The sequence below is a fragment of the Streptomyces sp. CNX435 genome (assembly GCF_059570575.1).
On record NZ_JCANTA010000002.1, the window covers coordinates 18,219 to 35,180 of the forward strand.

A 16,962-nucleotide genomic window follows, 5' to 3' on the forward strand; every position below is an offset into this window, starting at 1 on the left:
CATCGGATGACTGATGAAAGATCCGATGTTCCAGACGCGAGGGAAGCCTGCATGCGACCGACTGTCACCGATTTGGACGTCTCCGACATCCGCTTCCCCACCTCACTGGAGCTCGACGGGTCGGATGCCATGCACCCCGATCCCGACTACTCGGCCGCGTACGTCGTGCTCCGCACCGACGCGCCCGGCGTCGAGGGCCACGGCTTCTGCTTCACGATCGGCCGCGGCAACGACGTCACCGCCGCCGCCATCCGCGCCCTCGCGCCCTACGTCGTCGGCCGCCCCGCGCCGCGTACCGCCGCCGACCTGGCCGACCTGTGCGCGTCCCTCACCCGCGACTCCCAACTGCGCTGGCTCGGCCCGGAGAAGGGCGTGATGCACATGGCCGCCGGCGCCGTGGTGAACGCGGCGTGGGACCTGGCCGCCGGGCAGGCGGGGCTGCCGGTGTGGGAGTTCCTGGCCGGCATGACCCCGGAGGAGCTGGTCTCCCTCGTCGACTTCCGCTACCTCTCCGACGCCCTCACCCCGGACGAGGCCCTCGCCCTGCTGCGCGCCGCCGAGCCCGGCCGCGCCGAGCGGGCCGCCCGGCTGCGCGCCGAGGGCTACCCCGCGTACACCACCACCCCCGGCTGGCTCGGCTACTCCGACGACAAGCTCGTCCAGCTCTCCAAGGCCGCCGTCGCCGAGGGCTTCGGCCAGATCAAGCTGAAGGTCGGCGACGACCTCGACGCCGACGTCCGCCGGCTGCGGCTCGCCCGCGAGGCCGTCGGCCCGGACGTGCGCATCGCCGTGGACGCCAACCAGCGCTGGGACGTCGCCGAGGCCGTGCGCTGGATGACCGCCCTGGCCCCGTACGAGCCGCACTGGATCGAGGAGCCCACCAGCCCCGACGACGTCCTCGGCCACGCCGCCGTACGCGCCGGGCAGCCGGTGAAGGTCGCGACCGGCGAACACGTCGCCAACCGCGTGATGTTCAAGCAGCTGCTCCAGGCCGGCGCCGTCGACTTCGTCCAGATCGACGCCGCCCGGGTGGCCGGCGTCAACGAGAACCTGGCCATCCTGCTGCTCGCCGCCAAGCACGGCGTCCCGGTCTGCCCGCACGCCGGCGGGGTCGGGCTGTGCGAGCTGGTGCAGCACCTGGCCATGTTCGACTACGTCGCCGTCTCCGGCACCCGCGCGGACCGCGTCATCGAGTACGTCGACCACCTGCACGAGCACTTCGCCGACCCGGCCGTGGTCGTGGACGGCCGCTACCGCGCGCCCGAGGCCCCCGGCTTCTCCGCGCGGATGCGCCCCGAGTCGCTCGCCGCGCACCGCTACCCCGACGGCCCGGTCTGGCAGGCGGTCGCCGAGCAGGCCGCCCTGCCGACCGGACCGCAGGCCGCATCCCCAGCCGCTTCCCCAGCCGAAAATCCGAGCCGCACACCCGAGACGACCGACGGGACGGGACTCCCATGCTGACTCGCAGCCTTCGCACGACCGCCGTCACGGCCTGCGCCACACTCCTCGCCATAACCCCGCTGGCGGCCTGCAACCGCGGCAACGACGCGGCCGGCGGCGACGGCCAGGTCGGCATCGACATGCCGCGCACCGACACCGACTTCTGGAACTCCTACCACCAGTACCTGAACAAGGGCGTCTCGGACGGCGTGGTCGACGCCCTGCCGATCACCAACTCCCAGAACGACATCGGCAAGCTGGTCGCCAACGTGCAGGCGTTCACCGACCAGGGCGCCGACGCCGTCATCATGGCGCCGCAGGACACCGGCGCCGTCGCCTCCACGCTGGAGCGGCTGGCGGAGGAGGACATCCCCGTCGTCAGCGTCGACACCCGCCCCGACAAGGGCGAGGTCTACATGGTCGTACGGGCCGACAACGAGGCGTACGGCCTCAAGGCCTGCGAATACCTGGGCGAGAAGCTGAAGGGCAAGGGCAAGGTCGTGGAGTTCCAGGGCGACCTGGCCTCCATCAACGGCCGCGACCGCTCGGTGGCGTTCAAGAAGTGCATGGACGAGAAGTACCCCGACATCGAGGTCTTCGAGCTGCCGACCGAGTGGAAGGGCGACGTCGCCTCCGCCAAGCTGCAGGGCGTCCTGGCCAAGGAGAAGAACATCGACGGCATCTACATGCAGGCCGGCGGCGCCTTCCTGCAGCCCACCCTCGCGCTGCTGGAGCAGAAGAACCTGCTCAAGCCCGCCGGCGAGGAGGACCACATCACAATCGTCTCCAACGACGGGATCCCCGAGGAGCTGGACGCCATCCGCTCCGGGAAGATCGACGCCACCGTCTCCCAGCCCGCCGACCTCTACGCCGAGTACGCCCTCTTCTACGCCCAGCAGGCGCTGAAGGGCAAGGAGTTCAAGCCCGGCAAGACCGACCACGGCTCGGAGATCGTGAAGATCCCGAACGGCTTGGAGGACCAGCTGCCCGCCCCGCTGGTCACCAAGGAGAACGTCGACGACCCGGAGCTGTGGGCCAACCAGCTCGAAAAGCAGGGCTGAGCGGTGCCCACGGCGCCCCCCGCCGTACGCGCCGACGGCGTCGTCAAGCGCTTCGGCCCCACGCTCGCGCTCGACGGCGTGCACCTGGAGGTCGCGCCCGGCGAGGCGCACGCCCTCGTCGGCCGCAACGGCGCCGGGAAGTCGACCCTCGTCTCCGTGCTCACCGGCATGGAGCGCCCCGACGCGGGCACGGTCACCTTCTCCGGCGAGCCCGCGCCGCCGTTCGGCGACACGGCGGCGTGGCGCGCCAGGGTCGCCTGCGTCTACCAGAAGCTCATGATCGTGCCGGACCTCACGGTCGCCGAGAACCTCTTCCTCAACCGCTTCACCGGCACCGGCCGCATCAACTGGCGCCGGCTGCGCACGCACGCCCGCGAGCTGCTGGCCGCGTACGGGGTGGAGGTGGACCCCGCCGCGCGGGCGAAGGACCTCGGCGTCGAGCAGCGGCAGTTCGTGGAAATCGCGAGAGCCCTCAGCTTCGGCGCCCGGCTGATCATCCTCGACGAGCCCACCGCCCGGCTCGACGCCGGCGGCATCGACCGGCTCTTCGACAAGCTGCGCGAGCTGCAGCGGCAGGGCGTCGCCTTTCTGTTCATCTCCCACCACCTGCAGGAGGTCTACGAACTCTGCGACACCGTCACCGTCTTCCGCGACGCCCGGCACATCCTCACCGCGCCGGTCTCCGGGCTGCCGAAGGAGGACCTGGTCGAGGCGATGACCGGCGAGGGTGCGCCCGCCGGCGGTCCGGCGAAGGCGTCGCCCAGCGCCATGATCCCGGGCCAGGCGGCGGCGCCCACGGGCACCGCCCCGCCGGCCGCGGACGCCGCCGGCGCGGTGCCCGTACTGCAGGCGCGGGCGCTGGCCGTGGCGGGCGCGTACGAGCCGCTGGACCTGGCCCTGCGCGCCGGCGAGGTCGTCGGCCTCGCCGGCGCCGCCGCCAGCGGCAACACCGCGATCGGCGAGACCCTCGTCGGCATGCGGGCGCCCGACGGCGGCGGGGTCGAGGTGCGCGGCGCCGCCGTACGCACCGGCAGCGTGCCGCACGCGCTGGAGGCCGGCATCGGGTACATACCGGAGGACCGGCACCGGCAGGGCCTCGTGCCCGGCCGCAGCGTCGCCGAGAACGCCACCCTCACCGTCGCCGACCAGCTCGGCCCGTACGGCACCGTGCTGCCCTCGCGCACCCGCCGGTTCGCCCAGCGCATGATCGAGTCGCTGGACATCAAGACCTCCGGACCCGCCCAGGACGTCGACGGGCTGTCCGGCGGCAACCAGCAGAAGGTCGTCATCGCCCGGGCGCTCGCCCGGGACCCGGGGGTGCTGGTGGCGATCAAGCCGACCGCGGGCGTGGACGTGAAGTCCAAGGACGCGCTGCTGGGCGTCGTCCGGCGGGTGGCCGAGAGCGGCAGTGCCGCCGTCATCGTCTCCGACGAACTGGACGACCTGCGCGTCTGCGACCGCGTGCTGGCGCTCTTCCACGGGCGCGTGGTCGCGGAGTTCGGCGGTGGCTGGACCGACCGGGAGCTGGTCGCCGCCATGGAGGGGATCGACCCCGGTCACCAAGAGCAGCAGGAGCAGCAGGAGCAGCGGCAACACCACAACAGCCAGCCCGACCAGCAGGACCAGCCGGAAAAGGGGCAGCAAGCATGACACGGCCTACGTCGACAGCGCGGCCGGCCGCCGCGGCCGAGGGCGGAGCGGTGGTGGAGAAGAAGCCGCAGCTGCAACTCGGCGGCCTGGAGATCGATCTCGGCCGCTGGCGCGACTTCTCGCTCGTACCCGTCATCTTCGTGCTCGGCGTGATCGGGTTCATCGTCTCGCCCGCGTTCCTCACCTCCGACAACCTCATCGGCGTCGTCCAGCAGTCCACCGAACTCGGGCTGCTGGTGCTGGCGCAGGCGCTGATCCTCATCAGCGGCCGGATGGACCTGTCGCTGGAGTCGACGATCGGCGTCGCGCCGGTGATCGCGCTCTGGCTCGTCCTGCCCGCCGAGGGCGGCCGGTTCACCGGCATCGAGCTGCTGCCGTCCGGCACGTCGGTCTTCCTGTGCATCCTCGTCGGCGCCGTGATCGGCTTGTTCAACGGCTTCCTCATCCTCAAGCTCAGAGTCAACGGCTTCATCGCCACGCTCGGCATGCTCGTCATGCTGCGCGGCCTGCACGAGGGCATCACGGGCGGCAAGTCCATCATCGAGGTGCCCGAGTCCTTCGCGTACCTCGGCAAGGAGAGCTGGCTCGGCGTGCCCGCCGCCGTCTACGTCTGCCTCGGGCTGTACGCCGTCGGCGGCCTGATGCTGGGCTACCTGCGGCACGGGCGGGCGCTGTACGCCATCGGCGGCAACCCGGAGGCGGCGCGCGCCGCGGGCATCCGGGTGGACCGCATCACGTGGATCGTGCTCGCCATCGGCGGCATGCTCGCGGCCTTCGCCGGCGTGCTCTACACCGGCCACTACGGCTCGGTCTCCGCCGGCCAGGGCAAGGACATGATCTTCCAGGTGTTCGCCGCGGCGGTCATCGGCGGCATCAGCCTGCGCGGCGGGCGCGGCACCCTCTTCGGCGCGCTGACCGGCGTGCTGACCCTCCAGCTCGTCATCAACGTGATGACGCTCGCGGGCGTCCCGGCGGAGTGGACGAAGTTCCTCAACGGGGCGATCATCATCGTGGCCCTGGTCATTTCCCGGTTCGTCAGCGGCGAGAAACAGGACTGAGAGGCGGCGGATGCGCCCCATACCCAGGCTCGGCCTCGGCTGCGCCAACCTCGGCAACCTCTACCGGGCGATGCCGGACGCCACGGCGGCCGAGATCGTCGAGAACGCGTTCGCGCACGGCTACGGCTACTTCGACACCGCACCGCACTACGGCGTCGGGCTGTCGGAGGAGCGCCTCGGCCGCGCGTTCGCGGGCCGGCCGCGGGACTCGTACACCGTGTCCACCAAGGTCGGCAGGCGGCTGCGGCCGCTGGGCCCCGGCGAGACCGAGCCCGCCCACGACTTCGTCGACACCCCGGCCCGCGGCCGGGTGTGGGACCTGACCCGGGACGGGATCCGGGCGACGCTGGAGTCGTCGCTGGCTCGGCTGGGGCTCGACCGCGTGGAGATCGCGTACCTCCACGACGTCGAGAACCACCTGCCGCAGGTGTACGAGACCGCATTCGCGGCGCTCGCGGAGCTGAAGGAGGAGAAGGTCGTCGGCGCCATCGGCTTCGGCATGAACTTCAGCGACCACCTCGGCCGGCTCGTCGCCGACCTCGACGTCGACGTGGTGCTGTGCGCCGGCCGCTGGACGCTGCTGGAGCGCAGCGCGTACGACGACCTGCTGCCGGTCTGCGAGCGGCGCGGCACCTCCGTGGTCGTGGGCGGCGTCTACAACACCGGACTGCTCGCCGACCCGCGGCCGGGCGGACGCTTCCACTACGGCGAGGCGCCGGCCGAGGTGGTGGCGCGGGCGCAGGGGATCGCCCAGGTGTGCCGCGAGTTCGGGGTGCCGCTGAAGGCGGCGGCGCTGCGCTACCCGTTCGCGCACCCGGCGGTGGTCTCGGTCGTCCCCGGCGCCTCCCGGCCGGGGGACGTCAAGGAGAACGCGGAGATGTTCGGGTACGACATCCCCGACGGGCTCTGGCCCGCGCTCGTCGAACGCGGGCTGCTCGACGCCGACCTGCCGCTGCCGGTGTCCGCGGGAGGCTGACCGTGCCGCGCATCGACGCCCACCATCACCTCTGGGACCTGACCCGCCGCCCGCAGCCGTGGATGGACGGCGCCTGGGCGGACCCGATCCGGCGCACGTACACGCTGGACGACCTGCGGCCGCATCTCGCCGAGCACGGGATCGACGGCACGGTGGCGGTGCAGTCCTCGGCCTCGTACGAGGAGACGCTGGAGCTGTGCCGCGAACCGAGCCCGCCCGTGGACCTGGTCTGCGGCTGGCTCGACCTGACCTCGTCCGCGCTGGACGCGGACACGTTCGCCCGCCAGCCGCCGCGGTTCACGGCGCTGCGGCACCAGGTGCAGGACGAGCCCGACCCGCGGTGGCTCGAACGCCCGGGGGTGTTGCGGGCGTTGGCGCTCGCGGGCGCCGCGGAGTTCACGTTTGACCTGCTGGTCACCCCGCGCGAGCTGCCCGCCGCCATCGCCGCGGCGCGCGCGGTGCCGCAGACCCGGTTCGTGCTCGACCACGCCGGCAAGCCGCCGATCGCGGCGGGGGAGTGGCAGCCGTGGGCGGACCTGGTCGCGGAGCTGGCCCGGCTGCCGCACGTCAGCTGCAAACTGTCCGGCCTGGTCACGCAGGCGGACTGGGAGAACTGGCGGCCGGCGGATGTGCTGCCGTACGCCCGGCACGTGATCGACGTCTTCGGGCCGGACCGGATCCTGTTCGGCTCGGACTGGCCGGTGTGCACGCTGGCCGCGGACTACGGCCGGGTGGTCGAGCTGGCCGAGGAGGCGGCGGCGGACCTCACGGCGGCGGAGCGGGAGGCGGTCTTCGGCGGCAACGCGCGCCGGGTCTACGTCCCGGACTGACGCGCGGGCCGCGCAGGGGCGGGCCACCCGGGTCGGGCGGCCCCCGCGCCGGGGCCGGCGGCGGCCGGCGTCACAGCGTCCGGCGCAGCCACTGCTCCACGCTCGCGATGTGCACCGTCGCCCACGAGCGCGCCGCCTCCGCGTCCCGGCTGCGCATGGCGTCGAGGATCGCCCGGTGCTCGGTGAGCGTGCGCCGTATCGCGTCCTCCTGCGTCAGGCCGCGCCAGATCCTGGCCCGGGCCGTCGGCCCCGACAGGCCCTCCAGCAGCGAGCTGAGCACGGAGTTCCCCGACGCCTGCACGATCCGGCGGTGGAACTCCAGGTCGGCGCGGACCAGTTCCTCCACCGACGGGTCCGGGCCCAGCTCGGCCAGCTCCGCCTCCAGCGCGTCCAGCTCGGGTTCGGGGATGCCGGTGCAGGCCAGCGCCGTGGCGGCGGGCTCCAGGATGCGGCGTACGGCCAGCAGCTCCAGCACGGTGTCGTCGCGGTGGAAGTCGACGACGAAGCTCATCGCCTCCAGCAGCAGCTGGGAGTCGAGGCTCGTGACGTACGTGCCGTCGCCCTGCCGTACGTCGAGGATGCGTATCAGCGCGAGCGCGCGCACCGCCTCGCGCAGCGAGTTGCGGGACAGGCCGAGTTCGGCCGCCAGCTCGCTCTCCTTGGGCAGCCGGTCGCCCGGCCGGAGCTTCCCGGAGACGATCATGCCCTTGATCTTTTCGATCGCCTCGTCCGTGACCGCCATCTCGCCGCCCTTCCCGGCACAGACATCCGATGTCTGTGCGCCTCCATTATGACCTGCGCAGGGGCACGAGTCCCCAGGGATCACATGGAATCTCGCCGGAGGCGGAAAGGGGCGGCGAGAGGCACCTCGTGGTGCTTCTCGCCCGGTCCGCAGGCGTGGGGTGCGGGGGCGCAGCCCACGAGGAAGCGGGAAGGGGCGGGGACCGGGCGCCCCACCCCGCGCCCGGCCGGCTCGCGCCCGCACGCCACCCGCGCTACGCCACCCGCGCGAGCCTTCCTTCCCCGCTCAGTCCTGCTTGCGCGCGAGCAGCTCCCGCACCCGGGCCCGTACCCCGTCGGTGTCCAGGCCGCGGATCGTCACCGTCGTGCGGCGGCGCAGCACGTCGTCCTCCGTCTCGGCCCACTCGTGGTCGCGGGCGTAGACCACCTGCGCCCAGATCTCGGGGCCGTCCGGGTGGATGCGCTCGCCCAGGTCCGGGTTCTCGTTGACCAGGCGGGCGATGTCGAAGGACAGCGAGCCGTAGTGCGTGGCCAGCTGACGGGCGGTGTCGGGGGCCATGCGGTGGCCGGGGTCGCGGTCGACGAGGAGCCGGTGCGCGACGGCGTTCGGGTTGGCCACGCCCGGCAGCGGGGTGTGCCGCACCAGGGACTTCACCGGCTGCATGTCCTCGGCGATCGCGCCGCCGTGCTCCTTGGCGAGCTTGCGCAGCACCATCCGGCCGATGTGCCGGTACGTCGTCCACTTGCCGCCCGCCACCGACAGCATCCCGCCGGAGCCCTCGGTGACGACCGTCTCCCGCTTGGCCTGCTCCGTGCCGCCGGGGCCGCCCGGCAGCACCCGCAGCCCGGCGAAGGCGTACGTCATGTGGTCGCGGGACAGGTCCTCGTCGCGCACCGACAGCGACGCCTCGTCGAGGATCTGCGCGATGTCCGCGTCGGTCGGGCGCACGTCGGCCGGGTCGCCCTCGTACATCTCGTCCGTGGTGCCCAGCAGCAGCTGGTCCTCCCACGGCAGCGCGAAGGTGACGCGGTACTTGTCCACCCACGTCGACATCGCGGCGTGCCACGGCGACCGCCGCTTGAGCACGATGTGCGCGCCCTTGGAGAGCCGGATCGACGGTGCCGCGGCCGGGTCCTCCAAGTGCCGCAGGTGGTCCACCCACGGCCCGGTGGCGTTGAGCACCAGCCGGGCGTCCACGCCGAACTCGGCGCCGCTCAGCCGGTCCCGCAGCTCCGCGCCCGTCACCTGGCTGTGGGTGAAACGCAGCCCGGTGACCTCGGCGTGGTTGAGGACGACGGCGCCGGCGCCGACCGCGGCCCGTACCGTCATCACCGCCATCCGCGAGTCGTTCATCTGGTGGTCGCCGAAGACCGCGACCGCCTTGAGCCCCTCCGTGCGCAGCGCGGGGATGTCCCGGGCCGCGCGGGAGGGGGTGATGAGGTGCCCGACGCCGTCGCGGAAGGCGGACAGTGCGGAGTACGCGAGAACACCGGCGCCGAGCTTGGCGGCGCCGTGCGGGCCGCCCTTGTAGAGCGGCAGGTAGAAGGGGAGCGGGTTGACCAGGTGCGGCGCTACGTCGCGGGCCAGCACCCGGCGCTCGTGGTGGTTCTCGGCCACCAGCTTCACGGCACCGTTCTGCAGGTAGCGGATGCCGCCGTGGACGAGTTTGGAGGACGCGGACGAGGTGGCGCCGGCGAAGTCGCCGGCGTCCACCATCGCCACCCGCAGTCCCGACTGCGCGGCGTGCCAGGCAACCGAGGTGCCCAGTATCCCGCCGCCGATGACCAGGAGGTCGTACGTCGCCCGGTCGAGCAGATCCCGCGTCTCCGCGCGGCCCAGGGTGCGGCCGGCAGTCGGGTGCGTCCCGAGCGCGGGTATCGCCGCCGGGACGGTCTGCGGGAGGGTCATCGTCGCTACTCCTTGTCTTCGATCCAGCCCATGGAGCGCTGGACGGCCTTGTGCCAGTCTTTGTATTCGCGTTCGCGGGTGGCCTCATCCATGCGGGGGGTCCATTCCGCGGCCCGGCGCCAGTTGGCGCGCAGGGTGTCGGTGTCGGGCCAGTACCCGACTGCCAGACCGGCCGCGTACGCCGCGCCCAGACACGTGGTCTCCGCGACCAGCGGACGCACCACGGGGGCGTTGAGGACGTCGGCGAGGGTCTGCATCAGGAGGTTGTTGGCGGTCATGCCGCCGTCGACCTTCAGCGCCGCCAGCTCGACCCCGGAGTCCTTGAACATGGCGTCGACGATCTCGCGGGTCTGCCAGGCGGTGGCCTCCAGCACCGCACGCGCCAGATGTGCCTTGGTCACATACCGCGTCAGCCCGGCGATGACGCCGCGAGCGTCATCACGCCAGTACGGCGCGAACAGCCCGGAGAACGCCGGAACGAAGTAGGCCCCGCCGTTGTCCTCCACACTCAGCGCCAACGTCTCGATCTCCGCGGCGGTGGAGATGATGCCCATCTGATCCCGCATCCACTGCACCAGCGCACCGGTGATCGCGATCGACCCTTCCAGCGCGTAGACGGCAGGTTGGTCACCGATGCGGTAGCCGACCGTGGTGATCAGGCCGTTCTCGGAGTGAACAGGCTCGCCGGCGGTGTTCATCAGCAAGAACGTGCCGGTACCGTAGGTGGACTTCGCCTCACCGGTGGCGAAGCAGGTCTGGCCGAACAGCGCAGCCTGCTGATCACCCAGCGCCGAAGCCACCGGAATACCGGTCAGGCTGCCGGAGGCGGCGTGGCCGTAGACCTCCGCGGAGGAGCGGATTTCGGGCAGGACCGCGGTGGGCACGCCCATGGCCTGGCAGATGCTCTCGTCCCAGTCGAGGGTTTCGAGGTTCATGAGCATGGTGCGGGAGGCGTTGGTGACGTCGGTGACGTGGTGGCCGCGTCCGGGGCCGCCGGTGAGGTTCCAGATGACCCAGGAGTCCATGGTGCCGAACAGGATGTCGCCGGCCTCGGCGCGCTCGCGCAGGCCGGGGTTGTGGTCCAGCAGCCAGCGGATCTTGGGGCCGGCGAAGTAGGAGGCCAGCGGCAGGCCGGTGGCGCTGCGGAAGCGGTCCTGGCCTTCGCTGCCGCCGAGTTCGCGGCACAGCTCGGCGGTGCGGGTGTCCTGCCAGACGATGGCGTTGGCGACGGGTTCGCCGGTGTGCTTGTCCCACAGCACGGTGGTCTCGCGCTGGTTGGTGATGCCGATGGCTTTGACGTCGGCGGAAGTGATGCCGGCTTTGGCGACGGCGCCGTCGACGACCTGCTGGACGTTGCGCCAGATCTCGTTGGCGTTGTGCTCCACCCAGCCGGGCCTGGGGAAGATCTGCTCGTGTTCCTTCTGGTCCACCGACACGATCCGGCCATCGGTGTCGAACACGATGCACCGGCTCGAAGTCGTCCCCTGATCGATGGCCGCAATGAACGGGCCTGCGGTGTGTGCGTCGGTCATGTCGCTCCGTACGTCGTTGTTTCGGCTTGGGTCGGGGTGGCGCCCTGCGCCGTCCCGACCGGCGGGCGGACGGGACGTGCGGGCTCAGGCGAAGGCGACTTCGTAGAGTCCGCCGGCGAGGGCGCCGCCGATCAGCGGGCCGATGACGGGGACCCACGCGTACGTCCAGTCCGAGCCGCCCTTGTTGGGCAGCGGCAGCAGGGCGTGGACGATGCGCGGCCCGAGGTCGCGCGCGGGATTGATGGCGTACCCGGTGGGGCCACCGAGGGAGAGACCGATGCTGACCACGACCAGGGCGGTGATCAGCACGCCGAGGGTGCCGAGGCCGTTGCCCTCGTCGTTGAGGCCCTGGGTGAGGATCGCGATGACGAGGACGAAGGTGGCGATGATCTCGGTCATCACGTTCTGCACGGTGTTACGGATCTCGGGGCCGGTGGAGAAGATGCCGAGCACCGGGCCGGCGCCCTTCTCGTGGGCCTCGATCGCCTTGGCGTCCGCGCCCTCGAGATGGCCGACCACTTCCCTGTCGGTGAGGTGGTCGTGGAACTGGCCGTAGTACGCGAGCCACACGAACGTCGCACCGATGACGGCGCCGAGCATCTCGGAGACGACGTACAACGGTACGTCGCCCCAGTCGGTGGTGCCCTCGATCGCGAGGCCGAGCGTCACCGCCGGGTTGAGGTGGGCACCGGAGACGCCGGCGGCGACGTAAGCGCCGGTCAGGACCGCGAGACCCCAGCCGAAGGCGACCGCGACCCAGCCCGCTTTGAAAGCCTTGGACTTCTTGAAGGTGATGGCGGCGACCACGCCACCACCGAGAACGATCAGCAAGGCCGTTCCCACGACCTCACCGGTGAAGATATCCCAGTTGGACGGGTCCATCCTGCGACTCCTTTGTCCTGGGTGGTCCGTATGTGGAGACCGGTCCATCCCTGTAACACCATACGACAAAAATGTCGTTAGGCGTTCGGCAATGCCGACCGGTGCACGGCAGTGTTCCGCCACGTCACAGGCGCGTCAAGGCCCGGCGACGGGAAAACGAAGAATCGGCGAAGCGCGGCGCCCGCCGCGCTCAGAAACGCCCGGCGCCCAGGTCCCGGGCCACCGCCCGGGCGCAGTCGCGCACCGCGGCCACCAGCTCGGGCCGCAGCTCGCCGCCGGGGCAGACGCGCTCCACCGCCCCGGTGACGCCCACCGCGCCCACGGGCATCCCGCGGCGGTCGCGTACGGGGGCGGCGACGGAGGCGATGCCGTCCCAGGTCTCCTCGACGTCCGAGCCCCAGCCGCGGGCCTGGGTCAGCTCCAGGATCTGTTCGAACTCGGCCGTATCGGTGACGGTGGCGGGTGTGAGCGCCTTGCGGTCACCCTCCGTGGCCTCCGCGTGCGCCACCGGGTCCACGGCGCACAGGACCTTGCCCAGCGCCGTGCTGTGCAGCGGCTGCATGGCGCCTATCTCCAGCACCTGCCGGCTGTCGTCGGGCCGGAAGACGTGGTGGACGATCAGCACGCCCTGGTGGTGCAGCACGCCGAGGTGCACGCTCTCGCCGCTGGCACGGGCCAGGTCGTCGGTCCAGGGCAGGGCGCGGGCTCGCAGCTCGTGCACGTCGAGGTAGCTGTTGCCCAGGCGCAGCAGCTCGGCGCCCAGCTGGTAGCGCCCGGAGACCGGGTCCTGCTCGACGAAGCCCTCCTGCTGCAGCGTGCGCAGGATGCCGTGTGCCGTGCCCTTGGCGAGGCCCAGCGTCGAGGCGACATCCGACAGGCCCAGGCGCCGCTCTCCTCCGGCCAGCAGGCGCAGCACCGCAGCCGCTCGCTCGAGCGACTGGATGTTCCGTGCCACGGAAGGTCCTCCTCCACGAGACCCGCAGTTCGACAATGCTGAACAGTATCGGTCATTGTCACGCCGCAGGGGGGTGGTCGGGGAAGACCCCGGAAGTGTCGATCCTGCACGAGCCCGCCGGAAAACTCCGCACAGCGGCATCGTCCGGGTCGTGGGACGGCCCGCGCCGCACCGGCCGCGGCGATACCCTGGGCCCGTGCACCGGTCCTCGCGGGCCGCGCATAGCCGACAGCCGTCGCACACGAGGGAGTATCCCTATGGCCTCGCAGCCGTCCCAGTCCGCAGCCAGCCAGCAGACCCGCGCCGACGCGCTCCGGGAGGCCCTCGCCACCCGCGTGGTCGTCGCCGACGGCGCCATGGGCACCATGCTCCAGGCCCAGGAGCCCACGCTGGCGGACTTCGAGCAACTCGAAGGCTGCAACGAGATCCTCAACGTCACCCGCCCCGACATCGTGCGCTCGGTGCACGACGAGTACTTCGCGGCCGGTGTCGACTGCGTGGAGACCAACACGTTCGGCGCCAACCACGCCGCCCTCGGCGAGTACGACATCGCGGACCGGATCTTCGAGCTCTCCGAGGCCGGCGTTCGCATCGCCCGCGAGTCCGCCGACGAGCACGCCGCCGGCGACGGCCGGCAGCGCTGGGTCCTCGGCTCCATGGGCCCCGGCACGAAGCTGCCCACGCTGGGCCACATCGGGTACGGCACGCTGCGTGACGCGTACCAGCAGAACGCCGAGGGCATGATCGCCGGCGGCGCCGACGCGCTGCTCGTCGAGACCACCCAGGACCTGCTGCAGACCAAGTCCGCCGTCCTCGGCGCCCGCCGCGCACTGGCCGCCACCGGCGCCGACCTGCCGCTCATCTGCTCGGTGACCGTCGAGACCACCGGCGCCATGCTGCTCGGCAGCGAGATCGGCGCCGCCCTTACCGCGCTGGAGCCGCTGGGCATCGACATGATCGGGCTGAACTGCGCCACCGGCCCGGCCGAGATGAGCGAGCACCTGCGCTACCTCGCCCGGCACTCCCGGGTGCCGCTGTCCTGCATGCCCAACGCCGGCCTCCCGGTCCTCGGCAGGGACGGCGCCCACTACCCCCTCACCCCCGGCGAACTGGCGGACGCCCAGGAGACGTTCGTGCGCGAGTACGGCCTGTCCCTGGTCGGCGGCTGCTGCGGCACCACCCCCGAGCACCTGCGGCAGCTGGTCGAGCGGGTACGGGACCTGGAACCGGCCGAGCGCGCCCCCCGGCCCGAGCCGGGGGCGGCGTCGCTGTACCAGACGGTGCCGTTCCGCCAGGATACCTCGTACCTGGCGATCGGTGAGCGCACCAACGCCAACGGCTCGAAGAAGTTCCGTACCGCCATGCTCGAAGGCCGCTGGGACGACTGCGTGGAGATGGCCCGCGACCAGATCCGCGAGGGCGCCCACATGCTCGACCTCTGCGTCGACTACGTCGGCCGCGACGGCGCCGCCGACATGGCCGAGCTGGCCGGCCGCTTCGCCACCGCCTCCACGCTGCCGATCGTGCTGGACTCCACCGAGGTCGAGGTGATCCGCGCCGGGCTGGAGAAGCTCGGCGGCCGGGCCGTCATCAACTCCGTCAACTACGAGGACGGCGACGGCCCCGAGTCGCGCTTCGCCCGCGTCGCGACGCTCGCCCGGGAGCACGGCGCCGCGCTGATGGCGCTGACCATCGACGAGGAGGGGCAGGCGCGCACCGCCGAGCACAAGGTCGCCATCGCCGAGCGGCTGATCGACGACCTCACCGGCAACTGGGGCATCCACGAGTCCGACATCCTCATCGACTGCCTGACGTTCACCATCTGCACCGGCCAGGAGGAGTCCCGCGGCGACGGCCTCGCCACCATCGAGGCCATCCGCGAACTCAAGCGCCGCCACCCCGACGTGCAGACGACGCTCGGCCTGTCGAACATCTCCTTCGGCCTCAACCCGGCCGCCCGGGTCGTGCTCAACTCCGTCTTCCTCGACGAGTGCGTGAAGGCCGGTCTCGACTCCGCCATCGTGCACGCCAGCAAGATCCTGCCGATCGCCCGGCTGGAGGAGGAGCAGGTCCAGGTCTGCCTGGACCTCATCCACGACCGGCGCCGCCCGGCGCGGGGCGACGAGCCCGCGTACGACCCGCTGCAGCGCCTTCTGGAGCTGTTCGAGGGCGTCGACACCAAGTCGATGAAGGCCGGCAAGGCCGAGGAGCTGGCCGCGCTGCCGCTGGCGGAGCGGCTGAAGCGGCGGATCATCGACGGCGAGAAGAACGGACTGGAGGCCGACCTCGACGCCGCGCTCGCCGAGCGGCCGGCCCTGGACATCGTCAACGAGACGCTGCTCGACGGCATGAAGGTGGTCGGCGAGCTGTTCGGCTCCGGGCAGATGCAGCTCCCGTTCGTGCTGCAGTCCGCCGAGGTGATGAAGACCGCGGTGGCCTATCTGGAGCCGCACATGGAGAAGGTCGAGGACGGCGCGGGGGGCTCCGGCAAGGGCACGATCGTGCTGGCCACGGTGCGCGGCGACGTGCACGACATCGGCAAGAACCTCGTCGACATCATCCTGTCCAACAACGGCTACAACGTGGTCAACCTCGGTATCAAGCAGCCGGTTTCCGCCATCCTGGAGGCCGCGGAGGAGCACGCGGCGGACGTGATCGGGATGTCCGGGCTGCTGGTGAAGTCCACGGTGATCATGAAGGAGAACCTGGAGGAGCTCAACCAGCGCCGGCTGGCCTCCCGTTACCCGGTGATCCTCGGCGGCGCCGCGCTCACCCGCGCGTACGTCGAGCAGGACCTGCACGAGGTCTACGAGGGCGAGGTCCGCTACGCCCGCGACGCCTTCGAGGGGCTGCGGCTCATGGACGCCCTCATCGGCGTCAAGCGCGGCGTCCCCGGCGCCGAGCTGCCCGAGCTGCGCCCCCGCCGGGTACGCGCGAGCACCCCCGCGCCCGCCGCGGGAACTGCGGGCTCCGCTGACGACGGTGCCGCCCGCGCCCGCTCCGACGTGGCGACCGACAACCCCGTGCCCGCCCCGCCGTTCTGGGGCACCCGGGTCGTCAAGGGCATCCAGCAGGCCGACTACGCCTCCTGGCTGGACGAGGGCGCGCTGTTCAAGGGGCAGTGGGGGCTGAAGGCGGCGCGCGGCGGCGACGGCCCGTCGTACGAGGAACTGGTCGCCGCCGAGGGCCGGCCGCGGCTGCGCGGGCTGCTGGACCGGCTGCAGACCGACAACCTCCTGGAGGCGGCCGTCGTCTACGGCTACTTCCCCTGCGTCTCCAAGGGCGACGACCTGATCGTCCTGGGCGAGGACGGCAGCGAGCGCACCCGCTTCTCCTTCCCGCGGCAGCGGCGCGGGCGGCGGCTGTGCCTGGCGGACTTCTTCCGGCCGGAGGACTCCGGCGAGACGGACGTCGTCGGGTTCCAGATCGTCACCGTCGGCTCGAAGATCGGCGAGGCCACGGCCGAGCTGTTCGCCGCCGATTCGTACCGCGAGTACCTGGAGCTGCACGGGCTCTCCGTGCAGCTCGCCGAGGCGCTGGCGGAGTACTGGCACGCGCGGGTACGCGCCGAGCTGGGCTACGCCGGCGAGGACCCGGCACAGGTCGAGGACATGTTCGCGCTGAAGTACCGCGGCGCCCGGTTCTCGCTCGGCTACGGCGCCTGCCCGGACCTGGAGGACCGGGCGAAGATCGCCGAGCTGCTGGGGCCGGAGCGTATCGGCGTGAAGCTCTCCGAGGAGTTCCAGCTGCACCCCGAGCAGTCCACGGACGCGATCGTCATCCACCACCCCGAGGCGAAGTACTTCAACGCCCGCTGACCCGCTGACCCGCGCCCGCCGGCCCGTACCGGACCCGGCCGCGTCCGAAGAGTGCCCGAACGGTGTCGCCGGGCGCTTTTCGGACAGTCGGCCTACACTGGTCGGTCCGG

At 71.8% G+C, this 16,962-nt stretch carries 12 protein-coding genes; 7 read left to right on the plus strand and 5 right to left on the minus strand.

The features are described 5' to 3' along the window. Window positions 1–51 precede the first annotated feature (51 nt). The 6 genes from T328_RS03410 to T328_RS03435 are packed head-to-tail and all read left to right on the plus strand — an operon-like array spanning window position 52 to window position 7,015. Window positions 52–1,461 carry an enolase C-terminal domain-like protein gene (locus T328_RS03410; protein WP_496494333.1) on the plus strand — a complete coding sequence of 470 codons (1,410 nt, stop codon included), beginning with the start codon at window positions 52–54 and terminating at the stop codon, window positions 1,459–1,461. Continuing rightward, window positions 1,455–2,501 (plus strand): sugar ABC transporter substrate-binding protein, encoded by a 1,047-nt coding sequence (locus tag T328_RS03415; RefSeq protein ID WP_496494334.1) that lies wholly within the window; start codon window positions 1,455–1,457, stop codon window positions 2,499–2,501. Before T328_RS03410 ends, T328_RS03415 begins: the two co-directional genes overlap by 7 nt. A gap of 3 nt (window positions 2,502–2,504) precedes the next feature. Next, complete coding sequence (locus T328_RS03420; RefSeq protein WP_496494335.1) at window positions 2,505–4,151, plus strand: sugar ABC transporter ATP-binding protein; 1,647 nt, start codon at window positions 2,505–2,507, stop codon at window positions 4,149–4,151. Next, a complete protein-coding gene (locus T328_RS03425) occupies window positions 4,148–5,209 on the plus strand; it encodes an ABC transporter permease (protein WP_496494336.1) in 1,062 nt (353 codons plus the stop codon). The genes T328_RS03420 and T328_RS03425 overlap by 4 nt, the downstream gene beginning before the upstream one ends. Before the next feature lie 10 nt (window positions 5,210–5,219). Next, window positions 5,220–6,185 (plus strand): aldo/keto reductase, encoded by a 966-nt coding sequence (locus T328_RS03430; RefSeq protein ID WP_496494337.1) that lies wholly within the window; start codon window positions 5,220–5,222, stop codon window positions 6,183–6,185. Between the two features lie 2 nt (window positions 6,186–6,187). Further along, complete coding sequence (locus T328_RS03435; protein ID WP_496494338.1) at window positions 6,188–7,015, plus strand: amidohydrolase family protein; 828 nt, start codon at window positions 6,188–6,190, stop codon at window positions 7,013–7,015. Window positions 7,016–7,085: 70 nt separating this feature from the next. Here T328_RS03435 and T328_RS03440 read toward each other — a convergent pair whose 3' ends face one another. The 5 genes from T328_RS03440 to T328_RS03460 form a co-directional block, all read right to left on the minus strand. Beyond that, the gene (locus T328_RS03440) at window positions 7,086–7,757 is read right to left on the minus strand and encodes a FadR/GntR family transcriptional regulator (protein WP_496494339.1); all 672 of its coding nucleotides are present in this window, start codon (window positions 7,755–7,757) and stop codon (window positions 7,086–7,088) included. Window positions 7,758–8,042: 285 nt separating this feature from the next. Continuing rightward, window positions 8,043–9,665, minus strand: a complete 1,623-nt coding sequence (locus tag T328_RS03445) for a glycerol-3-phosphate dehydrogenase/oxidase (protein WP_496494340.1) — start codon at window positions 9,663–9,665, stop codon at window positions 8,043–8,045. 5 nt (window positions 9,666–9,670) lie between these two features. Next, window positions 9,671–11,197: a glycerol kinase GlpK gene (gene glpK, locus T328_RS03450; RefSeq protein ID WP_496494341.1), complete on the minus strand. Its 1,527-nt coding sequence runs from the start codon at window positions 11,195–11,197 to the stop codon at window positions 9,671–9,673. Between the two features lie 84 nt (window positions 11,198–11,281). Then, window positions 11,282–12,079 carry an MIP/aquaporin family protein gene (locus tag T328_RS03455; protein WP_496494342.1) on the minus strand — a complete coding sequence of 266 codons (798 nt, stop codon included), beginning with the start codon at window positions 12,077–12,079 and terminating at the stop codon, window positions 11,282–11,284. A gap of 190 nt (window positions 12,080–12,269) precedes the next feature. Beyond that, a complete protein-coding gene (locus tag T328_RS03460) occupies window positions 12,270–13,034 on the minus strand; it encodes an IclR family transcriptional regulator (RefSeq protein WP_496494343.1) in 765 nt (254 codons plus the stop codon). Between the two features lie 257 nt (window positions 13,035–13,291). Here T328_RS03460 and metH point away from each other — a divergent pair, with 257 nt between their 5' ends. Continuing rightward, window positions 13,292–16,852, plus strand: a complete 3,561-nt coding sequence (gene metH, locus T328_RS03465; RefSeq protein ID WP_496494344.1) for a methionine synthase — start codon at window positions 13,292–13,294, stop codon at window positions 16,850–16,852. Window positions 16,853–16,962 lie beyond the last annotated feature (110 nt).